The 18,838-nt window shown below is 69.1% G+C and carries 16 protein-coding genes and 1 pseudogene; 8 read left to right on the top strand and 9 right to left on the bottom strand.

The features are described from left to right. Positions 1-15 precede the first annotated feature (15 nt). The 5 genes from SNAS_RS23770 to SNAS_RS23790 all read left to right on the top strand — a co-directional run bounded on the left by SNAS_RS23770 (position 16) and on the right by SNAS_RS23790 (position 4,815). A complete protein-coding gene (locus tag SNAS_RS23770) occupies positions 16-939 on the top strand; it encodes an ACP S-malonyltransferase (protein WP_013020020.1) in 924 nt (307 codons plus the stop codon). Continuing rightward, a complete protein-coding gene (locus SNAS_RS23775; RefSeq protein ID WP_013020021.1) occupies positions 936-1,883 on the top strand; it encodes a beta-ketoacyl-ACP synthase III in 948 nt (315 codons plus the stop codon). The genes SNAS_RS23770 and SNAS_RS23775 overlap by 4 nt, the downstream gene beginning before the upstream one ends. Before the next feature lie 31 nt (positions 1,884-1,914). After that, on the top strand, positions 1,915-2,163 hold the full coding sequence (locus SNAS_RS23780; RefSeq protein ID WP_013020022.1) for an acyl carrier protein: 249 nt from the start codon (positions 1,915-1,917) through the stop codon (positions 2,161-2,163). Continuing rightward, on the top strand, positions 2,163-3,377 hold the full coding sequence (fabF, locus tag SNAS_RS23785; RefSeq protein WP_013020023.1) for a beta-ketoacyl-ACP synthase II: 1,215 nt from the start codon (positions 2,163-2,165) through the stop codon (positions 3,375-3,377). The genes SNAS_RS23780 and fabF overlap by 1 nt, the downstream gene beginning before the upstream one ends. Positions 3,378-3,441: 64 nt before the next feature. Beyond that, entirely contained in the window at positions 3,442-4,815 is a 1,374-nt protein-coding gene (locus tag SNAS_RS23790; RefSeq protein WP_083787208.1) for a carboxyl transferase domain-containing protein, read from the top strand. 66 nt (positions 4,816-4,881) lie between these two features. On the opposite strand, the gene SNAS_RS23795 is transcribed toward SNAS_RS23790, so the two are convergent. After that, positions 4,882-5,859, bottom strand: coding sequence for a GlxA family transcriptional regulator (locus tag SNAS_RS23795; protein WP_013020025.1), 978 nt, complete (start codon positions 5,857-5,859; stop codon positions 4,882-4,884). Positions 5,860-5,976: 117 nt separating this feature from the next. Between SNAS_RS23795 and SNAS_RS35945 the strand changes: the two genes are divergently transcribed. Then, complete coding sequence (locus tag SNAS_RS35945; protein WP_013020026.1) at positions 5,977-6,120, top strand: GPGG-motif small membrane protein; 144 nt, start codon at positions 5,977-5,979, stop codon at positions 6,118-6,120. A gap of 82 nt (positions 6,121-6,202) precedes the next feature. Here SNAS_RS35945 and SNAS_RS23800 read toward each other — a convergent pair. The 6 genes and pseudogenes from SNAS_RS23800 to SNAS_RS23825 all read right to left on the bottom strand — a co-directional run. Beyond that, positions 6,203-6,601 (bottom strand): annotated as a pseudogene (locus tag SNAS_RS23800) (reverse transcriptase-like protein); the annotation flags it as partial. Positions 6,602-6,606: 5 nt separating this feature from the next. Further along, a complete protein-coding gene (locus SNAS_RS23805) occupies positions 6,607-7,344 on the bottom strand; it encodes a zinc ribbon domain-containing protein (protein ID WP_013020028.1) in 738 nt (245 codons plus the stop codon). A gap of 28 nt (positions 7,345-7,372) precedes the next feature. Continuing rightward, complete coding sequence (locus tag SNAS_RS23810) at positions 7,373-8,179, bottom strand: Nif3-like dinuclear metal center hexameric protein (RefSeq protein ID WP_041626758.1); 807 nt, start codon at positions 8,177-8,179, stop codon at positions 7,373-7,375. A gap of 17 nt (positions 8,180-8,196) precedes the next feature. After that, positions 8,197-13,746: a hypothetical protein gene (locus SNAS_RS23815; protein ID WP_013020030.1), complete on the bottom strand. Its 5,550-nt coding sequence runs from the start codon at positions 13,744-13,746 to the stop codon at positions 8,197-8,199. 135 nt (positions 13,747-13,881) lie between these two features. After that, the gene (locus SNAS_RS23820) at positions 13,882-14,457 is read right to left on the bottom strand and encodes a flavoprotein (protein WP_211207233.1); all 576 of its coding nucleotides are present in this window, start codon (positions 14,455-14,457) and stop codon (positions 13,882-13,884) included. Then, entirely contained in the window at positions 14,454-15,713 is a 1,260-nt protein-coding gene (locus tag SNAS_RS23825; protein ID WP_041625135.1) for a helix-turn-helix domain-containing protein, read from the bottom strand. Before SNAS_RS23825 ends, SNAS_RS23820 begins: the two co-directional genes overlap by 4 nt. A gap of 349 nt (positions 15,714-16,062) precedes the next feature. Here SNAS_RS23825 and SNAS_RS23830 point away from each other — a divergent pair, with 349 nt between their 5' ends. After that, positions 16,063-16,344, top strand: a complete 282-nt coding sequence (locus SNAS_RS23830; RefSeq protein WP_041625136.1) for a hypothetical protein — start codon at positions 16,063-16,065, stop codon at positions 16,342-16,344. Between the two features lie 9 nt (positions 16,345-16,353). On the opposite strand, the gene SNAS_RS23835 is transcribed toward SNAS_RS23830, so the two are convergent. Then, a complete protein-coding gene (locus SNAS_RS23835; RefSeq protein ID WP_013020034.1) occupies positions 16,354-17,700 on the bottom strand; it encodes a glutamine synthetase family protein in 1,347 nt (448 codons plus the stop codon). 188 nt (positions 17,701-17,888) lie between these two features. Here SNAS_RS23835 and SNAS_RS23840 point away from each other — a divergent pair, with 188 nt between their 5' ends. Beyond that, positions 17,889-18,647 (top strand): helical backbone metal receptor, encoded by a 759-nt coding sequence (locus SNAS_RS23840; protein WP_013020035.1) that lies wholly within the window; start codon positions 17,889-17,891, stop codon positions 18,645-18,647. Between the two features lie 4 nt (positions 18,648-18,651). On the opposite strand, the gene SNAS_RS23845 is transcribed toward SNAS_RS23840, so the two are convergent. Beyond that, positions 18,652-18,837 (bottom strand): hypothetical protein, encoded by a 186-nt coding sequence (locus tag SNAS_RS23845; protein WP_144300616.1) that lies wholly within the window; start codon positions 18,835-18,837, stop codon positions 18,652-18,654. Position 18,838: the final 1 nt, after the last annotated feature.

The raw sequence follows: 18,838 nt of genomic DNA on the forward strand, positions 1-18,838 counted from the left end.
GTAAGAGTCAAGGGCGTGCTTTCCGTACTCGCGCCCGGGCAGGGTTCCCAAAAACCCGGGTTTCTGATTCCCTGGCTGGAGCTTCCCGGCGTAGCCGAGCGCCTGGGCTCCTGGTCTGAACTCATCGGCATCGATCTCGTCCACCTTGGAACAACCGCGACCCAAGAGGAAATCACCGACACCGCCAAGACGCAGCCGCTGCTGACCGCCGCGGCCCTGCTGGCCGCCGAACAGCTGCCCATCGAGGACGTCGACCTGGTCGCCGGACACTCGGTCGGCGAACTGGGCGCCTCCGTCATGGCCGGAGTACTCACCCCCGAAGCCGCGCTGCGGCTGGCCACGGCCCGCGGCCGCGAGATGGCCGCCGCCTGCGCCCTCACCCCCACCGGCATGTCCGCCGTCCTGGGCGGCGACGACCAGGTGGTCCGCGAGGCCATCGAACAGGCCGGGGCCTACCCCGCCAACATCAACGGCGCCGGGCAGGTCGTGGCCGCCGGCACCACCGAGGCACTGGCCCGACTGGCCGACAACCCGCCGCCCGGCGCGCGGGTGCGCTCGCTGTCGGTGGCCGGAGCCTTCCACACCCCGTACATGAAACCCGCGCAGGCCAAACTCACCGCCTTCGCGTCCACACTCGAACCCGCCGACCCCGAGCGAACCTGGCTGTCCAATGCCGACGGTTCGGCGATGGAGTCCGGCAACCAGGCGCTGCTGCGACTCGTCGCCCAGGTCACCACCTCGGTGCGCTGGGACGAATGCATGAAGACGATGACCAAGCTGGGCGTCACCGCGATCGTGGAACTGCCGCCCGCGGGAACGCTGGCCGGGCTCGCCAAGCGCGCCATGCCGGGCATGGAGATCGTCAAGGTCAACACGCCCGACGACCTGGAGGCCGCCCGCGACCTCATCAACCGCAACCGTAAGGAACGCACAGCATGAGCAGCAAGGGTTCCCGCGTCCTGGGCCTTGGCCACTACCAGCCGTCCAAAGTCCTCACCAATGAGGACCTGTCCAAGATCGTCGACACCAACGACGAGTGGATCCAGTCGCGGGTCGGCATCAAGGAACGGCGCATCGCCGAGAAGGAGTCGGTGGCCGACATGGCCACCGAGGCCGCGGCCAAGGCGCTGACCGACGCCGGACTCACCGCCGCCGACATCGACCTCGTCGTCGTGGCCACCTGCAGCAACATCGACCGGGTTCCCAACACCGCCTGCCGCGTCGCCGACCGGCTGGGCATCGAGGCGCCGGGCGCCTTCGACGTCAACACCGCCTGCTCGGGCTTCTCGCACGCCCTGGCCACCGCCGACCACGCGATCCGGGCCGGTGCCTCGACGACGGCACTGGTGATCGGCGTGGAGAAGCTGTCCGACTTCACCGACTGGACCGACCGCTCCACCTGCGTGATCTTCGGCGACGGCGCCGGAGCCGCGGTCATCACCGGCACGAACGACGCCAAACCCGGCGTCGGCCCGGTGGTGTGGGGCTCGGTGCCCAGCATGAGCGACGTGGTGCGCATCGAGGCGACCCACCCGTACATCGCCCAGGAGGGACAGACCGTCTTCCGTTGGGCGATAACGACGCTGGCCCCGCTGGCGCGCAAGGCCGCCGAGGCCGCGGGTGTGGCCATGGAGGACGTGGCCGCGTTCGTCGGACACCAGGCGAACCTGCGCATCATCGAGGGCATCGCCAAGAAACTGCAGGCGCCCAACGCCATCATCGCCACCGACATCATCGAGTCGGGCAACACCTCGGCGGCCTCGGTGCCGCTGGCTTTGTCCAAGATGGTGGAACGCGGCGAACTGACCTCCGGAGCTCCGGTCCTGTTGTTCGGGTTCGGCGGGGGTCTGACCTACGCGGGTCAGATCATTTACGTTCCATAAGACAATCACTTACCGAAAGGAAACATCCACAATGGCAAAATCACGTGAGGAAATCGTCGAGGGTCTGGCCGACATCCTCGAAGAGGTAGCCGGTGTCGAGCCCGCCAAGGCCACCGAGGACAAGAGCTTCGTCGACGACCTCGACGTCGACTCGCTGTCCATGGTGGAGGTCGTGGTGGCCGCCGAGGAGAAGTTCGACGTGAAGATCCCCGACGACGACGTCCAGTCCCTCAAGACCGTCGGTGACGCCGTCTCCTACATCGAAAAGGCGCAGAAGTAGTGACAGACGTTGTCGTAACCGGGCTCGGCGCGACCACCCCGCTCGGCGGGGATGTCGCCTCGACGTGGCGTGCGCTGGTCGCAGGCGAATCCGGCGTCGGCCCGCTGGAGCAGGAGTGGGCGGCCGAACTGCCGGTGCGCATCGCCGCGCAGCTTGCCGAGGATCCCGGCGAGAAGATTCCCCGGGTGCGGCAGCGGCGGCTGGACCGCAGCGAGCAGATCGCGATCATCGCCGCGACCGAGGCATACGCCGACGCCGGACTCACCGACGCCGGACTCGACCCCGAACGCCTCGGGGTGTGTTACGGCAGCGGCATCGGCGGGGCCATCACCCTGCTGGAACAGGACGACATCCTGGAGGAGAAGGGCGCGCGGCGGGTCTCCCCGCACACCGTCCCGATGCTCATGCCCAACGGACCGGCCGCCTGGGTGGGGCTGGAGCTGGGCGCCAAGGCGGGCGTGCACGCGCCCACCAGCGCCTGCGCGACCAGTGCCGAGGCGCTGGCCTGGGGCCTGGACATGATCCGGCTCGGACGGGCCGACGTGGTGGTGGCCGGTGGCTGCGAGGCCGTGGTCGCGCCGCTGCCGATCGCCGGGTTCGCGTCCATGAAGGCGCTGTCGACCCGCAACGACGATCCGACCAGGGCCTCGCGTCCGTGGGACAAGGGCCGCGACGGTTTCGTCCTCGGTGAGGGCGCCGGTGCGGTGGTGTTGGAGCGGGCCGAACACGCCGCCGCGCGCGGGGCCAGGGTCTACGCGAAGCTGGCCGGGGCGGGTATCACCTCGGACGGCTTCGACATCGTGCAGCCCGACCCGGCCGGCGGCATCCGGGCGATGCGCGCGGCGCTGCGCGACGCCGACGTCGCCGCCGCCGACATCGGGCACATCAACGCACACGGAACCTCCACTCCGGTGGGTGACATGGGTGAGATCCGCGGCATCGTCGAGGCCGTCGGCAAACACCCGATCGTCACCAGCACCAAGTCCATGACCGGGCACCTTCTGGGTGGCGCGGGAGCCGTGGAGTCGATCGCCATCATCAAGGCGATCGGCGAGGGGATCATCCCGCCCACCATCAACCTGGACGACCCCGACGACGACCTCGTCGTGGACGTCGCCGCCAACACCGCTCGCAAGGCGGACATCTCCGCCGCGATGAACAACTCCTTCGGCTTCGGCGGCCACAACGTCTCGCTGGTTTTCACAAGGGCCTAGGAGGTCTACAGTGTCTAATCCAACTGTCGAAGCCGAACAAGAGGTCGTCGACGTCCGCGACCCGATGCCTCGGCTCACGGCGCTGTTCGACACCGGAACCATCTCGCTGCTCCACAGTGGCGATGACTCCGGCGTCGTCACGGCGCGCGGCGACATCGCCGGTTCCCCGGCGATCGCCTACTGCTCCGACGCTCGCGTCAAGGGCGGCGCCATCGGCATCGACGGCGGTAAGCACATTGTGGACGCCATCGACACCGCGGTGCGGGAACGGATTCCGGTCATCGGGGTGTGGCACTCCGGCGGCGCCCGGTTGGCCGAGGGTGTCACGGCCCTGCACGCCATCGGTGAGATCTTCGCCGCGATGGTGCGGGCCTCGGGGCGGGTACCGCAGATCTCGGTGGTGCTGGGCCCGGCCGCGGGTGGCGCGGCCTACGGTCCGGCGCTGACCGACATCGTCATCATGTCCAACTCCGGCCGCATCTTCGTGACCGGCCCGGAGGTCGTCAAGAGCGTCACCGGCGAACAGTCCGACATGGAGACACTGGGCGGACCGGACGTGCACGGCAAGAAGTCCGGCGTCGCCCACATCACCACCAAGGACGACGCGACGGCCTTCGCCACTGCCCGCGACCTGGCCTCGCTGCTGGGTCGTCCGGGCCGGTTCGAGGCCGCCGACGCCGACGACTCGACCGACCTGGGCGCGCTGCTCCCCGAGCAGGCCAACCGCGCCTACAACGTCAAGCCGCTGGTGAAGAAGCTGCTGGACTCCGGTGAGGGTGTGGAGTCGCCGGTGGAGATGCACGGCAAGTGGGCCGCCAGCATCGTCACGGTGCTGGGCCGGTTCGCCGGTCGCACCGTCGGCGTCATCGCCAACAACCCGCTCAAGCTCGGCGGCTGCCTCAACTCCGAGAGCGCCGAGAAGTCGGCGCGCTTCGTGCGGATGTGCGACTCGCTGGGCATCCCGCTGATCGTGCTGGTCGACGTCCCCGGCTACCTGCCGGGCCTCGGCCAGGAGTGGGACGGCGTGGTCCGTCGCGGCGCGAAACTGCTGCACGCCTTCGCCGAGTCCGTGGTCCCCCGGGTCACCCTGGTGACGCGCAAGTCCTACGGCGGCGCCTACATCGCGATGAACTCGCGATCCCTTGGCGCGACGGCGGTCTTCGCGTGGCCGACGGCCGAAGTGGCGGTCATGGGCGCCTCGGCGGCGGTCAACGTCCTGCACCGCAAGAAGCTCGCCGCGGTCCCCGCGGAAGAGCGGGACGCCTTGCGCGAGAAGCTGATCGCCGACCACGAGAACGAGGCGGGCGGCGTGTCGAAGGCCATCGACATCGGTGTCGTCGACGAGGTCATCGAGCCGTCCCAGACGCGGTTCCGCATCGCCCAGGCGCTGGCCAGCGCTCCCCCGGCGCGCGGCGCCCACGGCAACATCCCGCTGTAGAACCACACGAACGCGAGCCCCGCACAGACTTCACGTCCGTGCGGGGCTTCGTCGTGTGTGGACCGGCTAGGCGGTGCGGTTGGGGCGGCGGGTGTGGGCGGCCCGGAAGGCCGTGGGTGACAGGCCGTAGCGGCGGGTGAAGGGTTGGCGCAGGGCTTCGGCCGAGGAGAAGCCGCTGCGGGTGGCCACGGCGGTGACCGACAGGCCGCTGGTGTCGAGCAGGCGCGCGGCGGCGGCGAGGCGGGCCTCGCGGACGTAGCGGCCCGGGGTCTGTCCCGTGTGTTCGGTGAACAGGCGGGTCAGCTGGCGTTGGCTCACCCGGGCGCGGCGGGCCAGTTCGGTGGTGGACAGGTCGGCGTCGGGGTGGCTGGTGATGTGCTCACAGACCTTGCGCAGCAACGGGTGGGTGGTGGCGGGGGCGGCGACGTAGACGCTCATCTGGGCCTGGTCGGCGGGGCGTTGCAGGTAGGTGACCAGGACGCGGGAGGTGAACCTGGCCAGGTCGGGACCGTTGTCGTCCTCGACGAGGGCCAGGGTGAGGTCGAGGGCGCTGGTGACCCCGGCGGCGGTGAACACCGAGCCGTCGCGCACGAAGATCGGGGCCGGGTCGATGGTGACGGTCGGGTGGGCCGCGGCGAGACGATCGGCGAAGTACCAGTGGGTGGTGGCCCGTTTGCCGTCCAGCAGGCCGGCGGCGGCCAGGATGTCGGCGCCGGTGCACACCGAGGCCACCCGCCGGGACTCCCGGGCCAGGCGGCGCACGTGGGCGACGATGCGCCGGTCGGCGGCGGCCGAGTCGTGGCCCCAGCCGCCCGAGACCACGAGCGTGTCGAAGGGGCCGGTCAGTTTCTCCAGGCTCGCCTGGGCGTGAAGGGTCTGGCCGGAGTCGCAGCGCACCGGGTTGCCGCCGGGGGCGGCCAGGACGGTGCGGTACGGCGGGTCGGCTCCGGCCCGGTTGGCCGCCGCCAGGGTGGAGGTCACGCAGGCGATGTCGAGCAGCATGGCGTCGTCGTAGCCGACGACGGCCACCAGGCGTTCATTCATATATGTAAGTATGGCAAGAAGGCGGGCATCCCAGGATTTCGGACAGACCACAGTCGCGTCCGTCGCCCGCCCGCAGGGGTCTGTTTCAGGCAGGCACCCGTCGGGTAAGGACCGGTCATGGAACTCATCTTGTGGATAATCGCCGTGATCCTGGTGGTCGCCGGGATCTTCCAGCTGTTCAAGGGCAAGCTGCTGTGGGGCATCGTGCTCATCATCGTCGGGCTGCTCGTCGGTCCCGGCGGGGTGAGCATCTTCACCTAGCTCCACAGCCCGGACATTCCTCCCGACAGATGGCGTCAGGGCGCGGTACGGATGCGAATCCGCCGCGCCCTCGACGTCATTTCGCGTCGTCCATGGCCGCGTTGGCCAGGGCGTCGGCTCGGGTGTTGTCCGCGCGGGGGATCCACGTGAAGGTCACCGAGTCGAACTGGCGCACCAGCGCCGCCGCCTCGGCGGCCAGCGGACGCAGGCCGGGGTGCCGGACCTTCCAGTTGCCGTTCATCTGCTCGACGACGAGTTTGGAGTCCATCCGCACCGCCACGTTGGCGGCGCCCAGTTCCCGCGCGGCGGTGAGCCCCGCGATCAGACCCGAGTACTCGGCGACGTTGTTGGTGGCTATGCCCAGGAAACCCTGGCGATCCATGAGTTCCTGGCCGGTCTCGTCCAGTACGACCGCGCCGTACCCGGCCGGTCCCGGGTTACCGCGCGACCCCCCGTCGGCCTCCACGATGACCTTGTCGATTTCGCTCACAATCCCGACTCCTCCGTGCGCACCAGAATGGCGCCGCAGTTGTCACAGCGAACCACATCGGACTCGTCGGCGGCGCGCAGGTCCGCCAGCTCCGCCCCCGATTGCTCAAGACGGCAGGACTCGCAGCGTCGTTGCCGAAGCAGCGCTGCCGCGATGGGTTTGGTCCGGCGAATCTTCTCATAAAGCTTACGCAGATCCTCGGGAATGTCGACCGAGATGCCCTCCCGGGTGGAGCGCTCGGCGGCCAGCTCGGCATCGATGGCGGCCAATGCCTCGTCGCGGCGCTTCTCGATCTCGGCCAGAGCGGTGCGTTTGTCGGCCAGGTCGCGGGCGTCGGCCTCGGCGGCGGCCTGCTTCTGCTCCCGCTGCTCCATCAGGTCCAGTTCCTGGTCTTCCAGTTCGGATTGCCTGCGGGCCAGGGTTTCCAGTTCGTGGGCGATGCCTTCGAGCTCCTTGGGGCCGAGTTTGCCCGAGGCCTGGCGTTCCCGGTCGGTGTCGGCCCGGCGGCGCACCTGGTCGATCTCGCGTTCCACTTTGGCGATGTCGCGGTCGAGGTCACCGACGGTGGCCTCGTTGCTGCCTGCGCGGTCGGCGAGCTCGTTGACCTGTTGCCGGAGGGTGACGATCTCGGCCTCCTCGGGCAGGTTCGCCCGACGATGCGCCAATTGCGTCAATGAGGTGTCGGCCTGCTGCAGGTCCAACAGGCGTCGCTGGTCGGCCGGGTTGGCTCGCACTCGCGCTCCTTCTATGTAGTTAGTGGGACTACGTTGACGACCGGTGGAGCGTCCACGGGTCGGTGTTGCGGTCGCTCACCACGGTAGCCACGTCGAATGCCGCGCGGATTCTGGCCGCCTCGGCTTCCAGCCACGGCCACTCGGTGGCCCAGTGCGCGGCGTCGACCAGGGCGGGGCCCGCGGCCTCGAGGTGTTCGCTCACCGGATGATGCCGCAGGTCGGCGGTGAGATAGACGTCGGCACCCGCGGCTGTGGCGTGGCCCAGGTACGAGTCGCCCGCGCCTCCGGACACCGCGACGGTCTGGACGAGGCGCCGCGGGTCACCGGCGGCGCGCACTCCCCAGGCGGTGGGCGGGAGCGCGGCGGCGGCCCGGGCGGTGAACTGTTCCAGGGTCTCGGGCGCGGGCAGCCGCCCGACGCGGCCGATGCCGCGATCGGTGTCCTCGACGGGCACCAGTGGTCGCAGATCGGTCAGGCCGAGCCGGTGCGCGAGCGCGTCGGAAACGCCCGGATTGGCGACGTCGGCGTTGGTGTGCGCGACGTACAGCGCGATGCCGGACTCGATGAGGGTGTGGACGATCTCGCCCTTGTAGGTATCCGGGGCCACTGTGGAGACACCGCGCAGCAGCAGCGGGTGGTGCACCAACAGCAACTGGGCGCCGATCTCGGCGGCTTCGGCGACGGTGGCGGGAACACAGTCGACGGCCAGCGACACCTTCGTGACCTCGCGGTCGCCGCGCCCGCACACCAGCCCGACCGCGTCCCAGCTTTCGGCCCAGTGCGGCGGGTAGACGCGTTCGAGATCGGCGGTGAGGTCGGCGACGGTCGTGGTCATCGCCGACACGTTACCGGTCACAGCTCCTCGGGCAGATCGGCGGGCGTACGCCCGAGCACGAACTGGTCGAAGCGGGCGCCGCCGCCTGTCGCGCGCAGACTCAGGCCCTGTACGTCGGGCACCTTCAACGCCCACAGGTCGAGCCGGACCGTGCGCCACTGGGTCGGCGGCCTGTCGCCGGGTACCCGGACCTCGGCGAACGGGGGACGGCCGAAACCGGGATCGTCGCCGACGACGACGTCCACCGCGGCGCCCGGCCACTCATGCCCGATCCGGATCCGGATACCGGTCGTGTCCCCCGAGGTCGCCTTCCAGGCGAACTGGAGGTGACGGTACTGCCCCGGTGCCGAAGGATGCTCGACGATCGTGAAATCCCAGTCCGGAATCCGGTGGGGGTACGGCGACTGATGGGTGGGGTGAACCGCCACGGCCCCGGTCAGCTCGATGCTGAGCCGACCGTCGCCGACCGCGTCTCCATAGTGGTAGTCGACGAACGGCGAGTTCACGAGGGTCTCCAGCCGCCGCTGCTCGTCGAACAGCACCGCCGCGGGCCGGTCGTGGATCACGTCGGGATGGGACGATCCCAGGACGCTGCCGTGGAAGACGAGTTCCCCGAGCCGCAGGTTCCCCACGGGCCAGGATCCGCCGCCGGTGGTGACGAGCTGGAACCTGCGCGCGTCGATCGGCGTGGGCAGCACGTGACTGTGCAGGGGCGCGTCGGACAGCAGCATCGGCCCGTCCCGCCAGGCTTCCGCCTCGATGTCCCAGTACCGCAGCCGGACGTCGCGCAGCCACGATTCGGGATGGTCCGGGTCCTCGGCGAAGGTCACGCCGGTGACGTGCATCCGGTGGACGACCGCGTCGATGTCGACGGCGAGTTTCTTGTAGACCGGGCTGTCGATGACGCCAATGATGTTCCACTGTAGCCACGGCGTCGGCGGTGCGTCCGGTTTGCCGTCGCGCAGCAGTGCCAGCGGATGGCGCCAGGTATAGGTGTACGGGACGTCGTTCACCGATCCCAGCGGATTGATCAGGGCCCTGGTGGCGGCCAGCAGGTTGGGGGTGAGGGACAGCGGGATGTCCTCGGCGTTGCCCCAGCCGGTCACGCGGGTCGTCGGTGTCGGGTCCGGCGCTCGCAGCTTCGCCGCCGCGTCGGTTTCGGTCGGCGCCAGTTTCGTGGACCATCGGACGTCGAGATCGCCGTCGAACCGGGTGACCTCGCCGGTCCAGGTGGCCACCAGGAGATCCCCGCCCGGCAGCCAGGTGGACACCGGCAGCGACAGCAGGTCCTTCTCACACAGTATGGCGCCGTGGCGGTCGAGCACGGTCAGCGTCCCGAGTTCGCTGCCGACCGCGATCCGCTCGCCGTCGGGCGAGACCTCGGGGCGGCGCAGCAGGTCGTCACCGGTATATGTCCACACCAGACCACCGTTGGCGTCCCACACCAGCAGCTGCCGGTCGGCGGTGGTGGCGATGAGCGAACCGTCGGCCGACACCGAGACCTCGTCGGTCGGGCCCGTGGCGATCGTGTTCGTCACCGTCTGGTCGCGAACGACGAACATCCGGCCGCCCAGGGTCGTGGACCAGAACAACAGCGTCGAACGGTCGGCGCTGACGGCGGCCCCCTGGAGGTGACCGGTCTCGGCCAGCCGCAGGCTCCACAGTGTAGCTCCGTCGGCGGCGGCCCGCGCGGTCACGGTGCCGCGGACGTAGGTGAGCAACGTCGATGCGTCGAAAGCCAGCAGCCGCAATGGATCCCGCCGGTCGGACCACCATGCGTCGGTCCACCGCCGGGTTCCGTCGCGATCCCACACGGCCAGCCCCAGGTCGCCGCAGGTGGCGACCCAGGCGCCGTCCGGCGAGACCGCGAAGTTGTTGAGACCGGTGTCGAGCCCCCATTCGGGGGTCGACCACTCGGTGGCCCGCTTGGGCAGGCCGAACAGCGCGAATCGGCGCTCGGCCTCACCAGCGGGATTCACGAGGTACAGGTGGTATCCCTCCGGGGAGTCCACATCGTATCCCTGCGCGGCGATTCCTCCACGGTAAGCGGTGGGGCCGAAGGCGAAGAAGTGACCGACCTTCTCGCGCCAGCGGGTACTGCCGGTCCGCAGGTCGAGGCCGTAGAGATTGTGGTCCCAGTTGAAGCAGCTGAGGACCCCGGTGCGCCCGTCGTCGGCGATCGCGATGTCACGCACGTGCGGACCGAACCAGTCCTGCGCCACCGGGGTCCGGTGCTCCGGCAGCGGGTGCAGCAGCGGCAGGATCGCGTACAACCGCACCGGCATGGTCCGCAGGTCCGCGGTCACCTTGCCGCCCAGGGTTCCCACCGTCTTGCCCGCGTATACGTCGAAGACCTTGTATCCCAACGGGACTCGCAGGTCGAGTTCGGCCACGACCGGTACGCGGTGAGCGGCGAACATGCTGACCCGCCACGTCAGTCCCGGCTCCCAGTCCAGCACGGTGTTGTTGACGGCCCACACGTACCGGACCTCGCCGTCGCGGCGTTCGCTCAGCAGCACCTCGGGGTTGTCGCACCCGGCTACCGGCGGCACCACGTCGTCCAGCAGCTCGCGCAGGGTCTCGGAATGCGTGATGAAGTACTCCCGGAACCGCCAGTGAGCGGAGTCGTCCTTGGCGCTCGGGTCGGTCGCCACCCGGTTGAAGCTCACGCCCAGTCGCTGCGCATAACCGGGCATCAGCTCGGGGCGGCAGGTGTCGTCGAAGTAGACCTTCACCGCGTCGGAGTCGAGCGCGTCCAGTGCCGCCGCCAGCGGTGGTTCGAGGGTGACCTTCTGGCCCACCACCAGGACGGCCCGGTATGCGGCGAGGGTGTCGGGGGTGAGGTCCTCGGTGAACACGAAGGACGCGGGCCGGTGCGCGTACAGGCAGGTGTTGTACGCCTCGAACAGCGCACTGAAGTAGCCGCCGAAGTCGCCGTTGCCGGACGCCTCGTCGATGCGCTGCATCCGGCTGGACACGACGATCGCGATCGCGTCGGCGGGCTCGGTGCCGGCCATCGTGGATCCGTACCGGGCGATGGTGCGCTGGATCGCCCGCAGCATCGTGGTCTTGCCCGCCCCGCCCGAGCGCACATCGCCGGGCCGGGGGCCGGTGCCGTCCGAGCGCGGATCCCCGGCCAGTACGCCGCCGTGCGCGGAGCCGACGTCGCCGAAGGGACTGGCGGACCCGGTGCCGTCGACGCCCCGCATCGCCATGGGGAACAGCGCCGCCGCGAACATCGCGCCGGTGCCGTCGTCGTTGCGCGGTTCCGGGTGGCCCCGGGCGGGTTTGCCGGGTCGGCGGTAGAAGTCGACCTGGTGCGCCCCGGTCAACGGCGGCGGAATCTGTTCGGCCTGGTAGTGCAGGTCCACCTCGTCGGCGTTGGCGAAGTTCACCGGCGGGTGGGTGCCCAGGGCGCGGTACGGCCCGGTGATGGCGCTGATCTGGCCGGGCGCGATGGCGGTCAGCTTGTCGTGGAACAGGGCCTCGGCGGCGACCTTCAGGTCCCAGATCCGATCGGAGACGGTGTCCAGCACGGTGGCCCAGGCTCCGGTCTCCTTCGCGGCCGCCAGCGCCCTGACGTACTCCTGGCGCTCGGTCTCGTCCTTGGCGGCGGCGGCCCCGAGCTTGATCAGCCACCAGTTGGCCGCCCAGCTCCAGCCCCGGAACGCGGGGTAGTCCCGCAGTTTGTTGACGACGTCCTCGATGTCGAGCAGCATCTCGGCGGGCGTTCGCGTGTCGCCGAACGTTCCCAGTGGCAGCCCGGCGTCCATGGTCAGCAGGATCGACTGCTCCTCAATGCCGTACGCGCCGTATCCGGCGATCGCCCGCCACAGGGCGTCCTCGAACTCCACTTTGCCCGGTGACACGCCGGACGGATTCCGGACCAGCCGGTCGTGGGTGGCCTTGTCGGCGATGATCGGCGTGAAGCGGGGCAGGAAGCTGCCCTTGCCGAGCCGGTCGATGAGCAGGTTGATGCCCAGTTTCCGGCTGCGGACGAGGTGGGTGTCGATGTCGTCGGGCAGGTCGGCGAAGATCGACGGCTTGGCGAATCCCTTGACGCGACGATCGACCGGCAGGCTGTCCTTGTAGTCGCCGTGCCTGGTGATGTGGAAGGTCGGCCGGACGGCGATCCCGGGGCCGAGCTCCAGATACTGTGGGGCGACGGTGAAGCCGGGCACCTCGACGTCCAGTGTGTACCGTCCGGGTGTCAGGGTCCCGGTGTCCGCGGCGGTGAGCCGGGCGTCGCCCGTCCCGGCGTCGAGCGTCACCGGCACTTCCTTGACGGTGTCGTCGCCGTGCCGCACCCGTACGGTGACGGCGGTCGGCGGGGTCTTCGTGGTGCGGGCTTCGACGGTGAACGGTATCGGCTCGCCCTTGCCGAAGTAGAACCGGTTTCGCTTGGTCAGGATCGATATCGTCCCGATCGCGTCCTTCTTCTGGACCTCGACGACCCCGTCGAGCACGTATTCGCTGAGGCCACCGCGCAGGTCCGGCGACACCCGCAACTGGTACAGCCCCCCGGCGTCGGCGGACGGCGTGACGGTCTGCCCGGTGATCGGCAGCGCGGTGAACTCGGGCACCCCCAGCGGTCGCAGCCACGCCCGGAAGCCCGGAGCGGAGCCGTATGGTCCACTGTCGTGGGTTATCGTCAGCGGGACCGGCTTTCCCGCCTCCCACACCGGATCGGGATACTCGGCCGTCAACCGCTCCAGTTCGGCGGGTACCCGGCGCCGCAGCTCGCCGGTGCCGCGCTCGTACACCTCGAACAGGGTTTCCCGGTCGACGCGCTTGACGACGAGTTCGTCGCCGTGCACCCGCAGATAGGTCACCGGCAGCGCCGAGCCCTTCAGTGTGACGGCTTCGGCGGGCCGCTCGACTCCGTCGAGCCCGAACACCCGCACCCGGTTGCCGGACTCCAGCACGTGAACGCTGCCGTCGGCCGCCAGGTCGTAGGCCCCGAGGAACCGGCCAGCGGGCCGGAACGCGATCGGTTTGGTCCACAGTGGTGTACCGTCGAAGTCGGACGCCCAGATGACCGCGGAGTTCCACGCGGTCACCAGCCGCCCGCGCTCCTCGTCGACCCGCAGTCCGACCGGCTGATTCACACCGGCCACCACATTGAGCCGTTCGAGGCCGAAGGTGTCGACCACCCCGCGACGCGGACTCATCCGCCGGACCTTCAGCCGGTACTGGTCGATCGCGTAGAAGTCACCCGACGGTCCGGCCTGGACGTCGGAGGGCGCCAGCGTGTTCCCACCGTCGTGGAGGAAGTCGCCGACCTGCCCCTGGGCGGTGAGGTTCTTGTCCCAGAACGTGACCCGGGCACTGCCGACGACTTCCGCGACGGCGACGGTGCCGTCGGCGGTGGCCGCGACGGCGACGCACGAGGTGCCCACGATCGCCTCGCGGAGCCCGTTGCCGGATGGATCCACCCGGATCAGGTGGCCCAGCGGATGGGTTCTGGCGTAGACGAGATAGACGAGACCGTCGAGACCGAGCCCCAGCCGCGCTTCGGCCACGTCAAAATCCGGGTGATAGCGGGAGATGATCTGTTCGAGACGCACGGGTCCTCCATTCACCGAGGACAAAGGACGAACCATGTGATGCGGGTGCGATCGGTCGCGCCAGACTCTGCCGGAGGGCTTTCCCTTGTCGGACTTGGCGTCAGGGGGCAACTCTACCGAGTAGCCATCGACCCGTCACCCGGATTTCGACCAGGGCCGACACGGTGCCGACGAGCGCATCCGGGCTATCTCCTCTCGCACGCGCCCCCACGGAAAGGCCCGCTGGACCTGGGTTCCGGTACCGGGTTCGTGCAGCGGGAAGAAGTCGTCTCCGAAGAGGACGTTGACGCCCCAGCCGCGCAGCCGCCCGATACTGTCCACGACGGCGGGATGGGAGGCTTGGGCGCGGTTGCTGAACGGGACCACGGTGACCGGGCAACCGCGGCCGTATGCCTCGACGAGCAGGCCCAGTGCCAGCGTGTCACAGATTCCGGCGGTCCATTTGGCGAGCGTGTTGCAGGTGGCCGGGACGACCACGATGGCGTCCGCGTACGGGACGTCCACCGGATCGTCGGGATGCCGATACCGGTAGTGGACGGGATGACCGGTGACGGCCTCGGCGGCATCGGCGTCCAGGAACCGGATGCCGTACTCCGAGGCCACCACCCACACGTCCCAGCCGTCGCGGACCGCGGGGACGAGCACCTCGCCGATGTCGGCGGCCAACGGGGAACCGCACACGATCACCTGTAGCACCGGTTGCGAGGTCACCGGCTGGAACGGCATAACGCGGCGATGCCCATGCGGTCGGCGAGCTGCCGCACCGGCAGCGGGGCCGAGCCCCGGGTGCGGCGCAGCACGTCGGAGATGACCTCGTGGGCGATGGGGCGGCACCGGATCTCGCTGGGGGCGTTGCGATCGGCGGCCACCAGTGCCCGGCCCGCCTTGTCGAACTCGCCGATCTGGGCGCAGCCCCGGGCCAGGTCGAGGTAGTGGTGGGCCCGGCGTTCGGGCACCAGCCCCTCCAGCTCGGCCCGGTCCAGTCGCTCGTGGATCTGCAGCGCCAGCCTGCCGTCGCCCAGTTCCACCGCCGAGGCGGCCCGGTGCAGTTCGACGTTCATGGGCCCGAAGGAGGTCCAGTAGTGGTTGACGCCCGGCCCCACCCGGCTGGCGGCCCGGCCCGCCGAGTTCAGCAGGTCCCGCGTGGTCGCGGTGTCCCCCGACAGCGAGGCGGCCATGGCGCCCTGCAACAGCAGGATTCCGTAGACGCTCAGGGCTTCGGGTTGGGCGCGCGCGGCCGAGCCGATCTCGGTCATCAGTCCGTGCGCGACCTGGACGTTGAGGTCGAGGGCGGCCTGGTGGCGGCCCAGGGACCGCAGCGCGTTGCCGACCCGCATGGTGGCGATGCCGATGAGCAGCGGGTCGTCGCAGCGTTGCGCCGCCCCGATGGCCCGGTCGGCGGCCAGCCAGGACAGTTGGGCCTCACCGAGTTTGCGCAGCACCGAGGAGGCGATCTGGTACACCTGCGTCAGCAGTCCGGCCGCCTCGGCCTTCTCGTGTTCGGGGGCGTGTTCCTCGGCGATCGGCGCGGACTTCAGCAGTTCGATGAGGGTGCGCGCCAGCACCGGATAGTTCGCGCCCTCGAAGGCGAACCACGCGTGTTTCACCGACTTGCGCAACTCGGAGACCGAGACGGGTTCCAGCGCGGCGGCGCCCAGGTACCGGCCCAGTCGTTCGTAGCGCTCCAGCGAGGCCCGGATGCTGTTGACCTCCAACTGGTCGATGCAGTTGTAGCGATCGTCGCGACGCGGGGTGTCCCGGCCGAGCAGCAGTTGCGCGTCGATCGCGAGCGCGTCGGCGATCTCGTTGAGCACCGAGTACTTGTCTAGTGTGCGCACTCCCCGTTCTACTTTGTCCACCCAGCTCTTGGACTTGCCGATCGCGTCGGCGAAGACCTGCTGGGACATTCCACGTCGTTGTCGCCAATAGGCGACTCGGCGACCTATAGGCCGTTCTGACCACTCCATTTCGGACCCCACCGTCCTGCTAGAGCTAATACATACGGGGTAGAAGGCGGTGCCAGTTCCCGGCGGCCGTACGGACCGCGCGAAATCCACCTGATGCGGCAATCCATTGTGGCGAACAAGGAATAGATGTTCACTCTGACTTTTGTTGTACACCGTCTTGCTAAAGAACGCAACGAGCCGTCACGCGAACGGTGACGGCGCTTTCAAAAGTCGTCCCTTCTTTCACTTATTGAGTTTTTGTCCATGTTTATGCCCTGTTCAACCGGTTTATGGACACGGTTAGTCACCCACTTCGGCGAAATCTGCACATGCACCGTGGCTTTGCGGGAGCTGAATCGTTGTGTCTGATATGCGACAAAAACCGCTCAGATCGAGCCGACAAGCCCATCCGCTGGCCGTCGCGGCCACCCTCGCCACCGGGATCATGGTGGTCGGCGGCGCGGGCTTCGCGCTGGCAGTCAACGACCTGGCCCGCTGGGTGGTCGTCGTGGCCGCCGTGGGGGCCATCCTCACCGCCTGGACCGAGGGACGCCACGTCGCCGCGACCAAGAAGCAGATCGCGTCGCTGGGGATCGCTCCCCGGCCGCGCACGCCCGCCGACGACAACCCGCAGTTCTTCGCCGGACAGTAGGACCCGGGCCTACAGGTCCTGGTATCGGTTCAGCTCATAGGCCGAGACCTGGCACCGGTAGTCGTCCCACTCGGCCTGCTTGTTCTTGAGGAAGAAGTCGAAGACCTGTTCCCCGAGAACCTCGGCCACCAGCTCCGAATCCGCCATCGCGTCGATCGCCTCGGCCAGGTTGGCGGGAAGCTGCCGATAGCCCGCCGCCCGGCGTTCGCGATCGGTCAGCGCCCACACATCGTCCTCTGTGCCGGGAGGCAGCTCGTAGCCCTGTTCGATGCCGCGCAGACCGGCACCGAGCATCACGGCGAACGCCAGATACGGGTTCGTCGCCGAATCCAGGGACCGCACCTCCACCCGCGCCGAGTTGGGTTTTCCGTACGCGGGAACCCGAACCAGCGCCGAACGGTTGCGGTGTCCCCAGCAGACATACGCCGGGGCCTCGTTGACACGATTGGCCAGCGGCATCGAGAACAGCCGCTTGTACGAGTTCACCCACTGGTTGGTGATCGCGGTGTACTCCGGTGCGTGCTTCAGCAGCCCCGCGATGAACGCCTTGCCCGTCTTGGACAGTTTGATGTCGTCGGACGGGTCGTGGAAGGCGTTGTCCTCGCCCTCGAACAGCGACAGGTGCGTGTGCATCCCGCTGCCGGGCTGGTCGGTGAACGGCTTGGGCATGAAACTGGCCTGCACCCCCGCCGACAGCGCCACCTCCTTGACCACGTGCCGAAACGTCATGATGTTGTCGGCGGTGGCCATCGCGTCGGCGTAGCGCAGGTCGATCTCCTGCTGGCCCGGCGCCACCTCGTGGTGGCTGAACTCCACCGAGATCCCGATGCGCTCCAGCGCCAGGATCGCCTGCCGCCGGAAGTCCCGCGCCACCGCGTGGGTGGTGTTGTCGAAATAGCCGCCCTCGTCGACCGGGACCGGCGGCTTGCCCTTGACGGGATCCTCGAACAGGAAGAACTCGATCTCGGGGTGGGTGTAGTACGTGAACCCGGCGTCGGCGGCCCGGGCCAGCGCCCGACGCAGCACGTGCCTGGGGTCGGCCCAGCTGGGCGCGCCGTCCGGGGTGACGATGTCGCAGAAGATCCGGGCGCTCTCACCGATGCCGGTGCCCTCGAACGGGAAGACCTGGAAGGTGGTGGCGTCGGGCATCGCGACCATGTCGGACTCGTAGACGCGGGCGAAACCCTCCACCGCCGAGCCGTCGAAACCCACGCCCTCGTCGAAGGCCGACTCCAGCTCGGCCGGGGCGACACTCACCGATTTCAGGGTGCCCAGCACGTCGGTGAACCACAGCCGGACAAACCGGATGTCACGCTCTTCCAGCGTGCGCAGTACGAACTCCTGCTGGCGTTCCACGACGACGCATTCCTTTCCTTCGGGGTCTATCAGTGTGCTCCCACGTTGTTTCGGCGTTGTTTCGCCCCCGACGGGGGATTCCCGTGCCGTCCCTCCCCGGGTTCGGGGGCCACCGGTGACAGTATGGACGCCATGGAGCGCACGTCCGGCCAATCGCCACACGAAGTCGCGTCCGGATCGGTACCGGCATGAGGGACGACCTGGGCGTCGAGTACCTGGCGGGTCCGCCGAGGCGGGTGGTGTCGCTGGTGCCCTCGGCCACCGAGACCATCGCGCTGGCGGCGCCGTGGCTGTTGGTGGGCGCCACCGACTACTGCGATCATCCGATCGATCTGGCGGTGCCCCGGGTGGGCGGCAGCAAGTACCCGAAGCTGAACGCGGTGCTGTCGTGTCGTCCGGATCTGGTGGTGGCCAACGCGGAGGAGAACCGCAAGTCCGATGTAGAGGAATTGCGGGCGGCGGGGATCGCGGTGTGGGTGAGCTTCCCCAAGACGGTGCCGCAGGCGTGTGACTCGGCCGCCGCGATGCTGGCGGCGCTGGGCGTCGGGGAGCCGGAGTGGATCGGACGGGCGCGTCGGCTGTGGACGCGAGCCGAGCCACTGACCCGCTCGGCGGTGATCCCGATCTGGCGCAAACCGTGGATGGTGCTGGGTCCGGGGACATTCGCCGGGGACGTGCTGGCGCGGCTGGGCGTGTCCAATGTCTTCGACGACTCCGCCACCCCGTACCCGAAGACCACTGTGGAGGACATGCTGGCGCGGCGGCCCGACCTGGCGGTGCTGCCGGACGAGCCCTACGCGTTCACCGCCGACGACGGCCCCGAGGCGCTGGCGCCGCTGCCGTGCTGCCTGGTGTCGGGGCGGCACCTGACCTGGCACGGGCCCAGCCTGGTGGAGGCGCACGAGGTGCTCGGTCGGCAGTTGCGCGAGGCCACGGCCGCGCGTTAGCGCGTCACTCGCGGTCGGAGTCGCTGGACGTCAACAGCTTCCACACGATGAACGCGACCACGACGGCGAACAGGAACACCGCCCAGTACATCGACGAGATCGCGGTGGCGGTGCCCAGCGCGCTGGCGATGAACGGCAGCAGCATCGCGGTCAATGCCGTCGCGGCGATACCGCGCGAGTGTCGTCGCATC

Source organism: Stackebrandtia nassauensis DSM 44728 (assembly GCF_000024545.1).
In the GTDB taxonomy this organism is placed as follows: Bacteria; Actinomycetota; Actinomycetes; order Mycobacteriales; family Micromonosporaceae; genus Stackebrandtia; species Stackebrandtia nassauensis.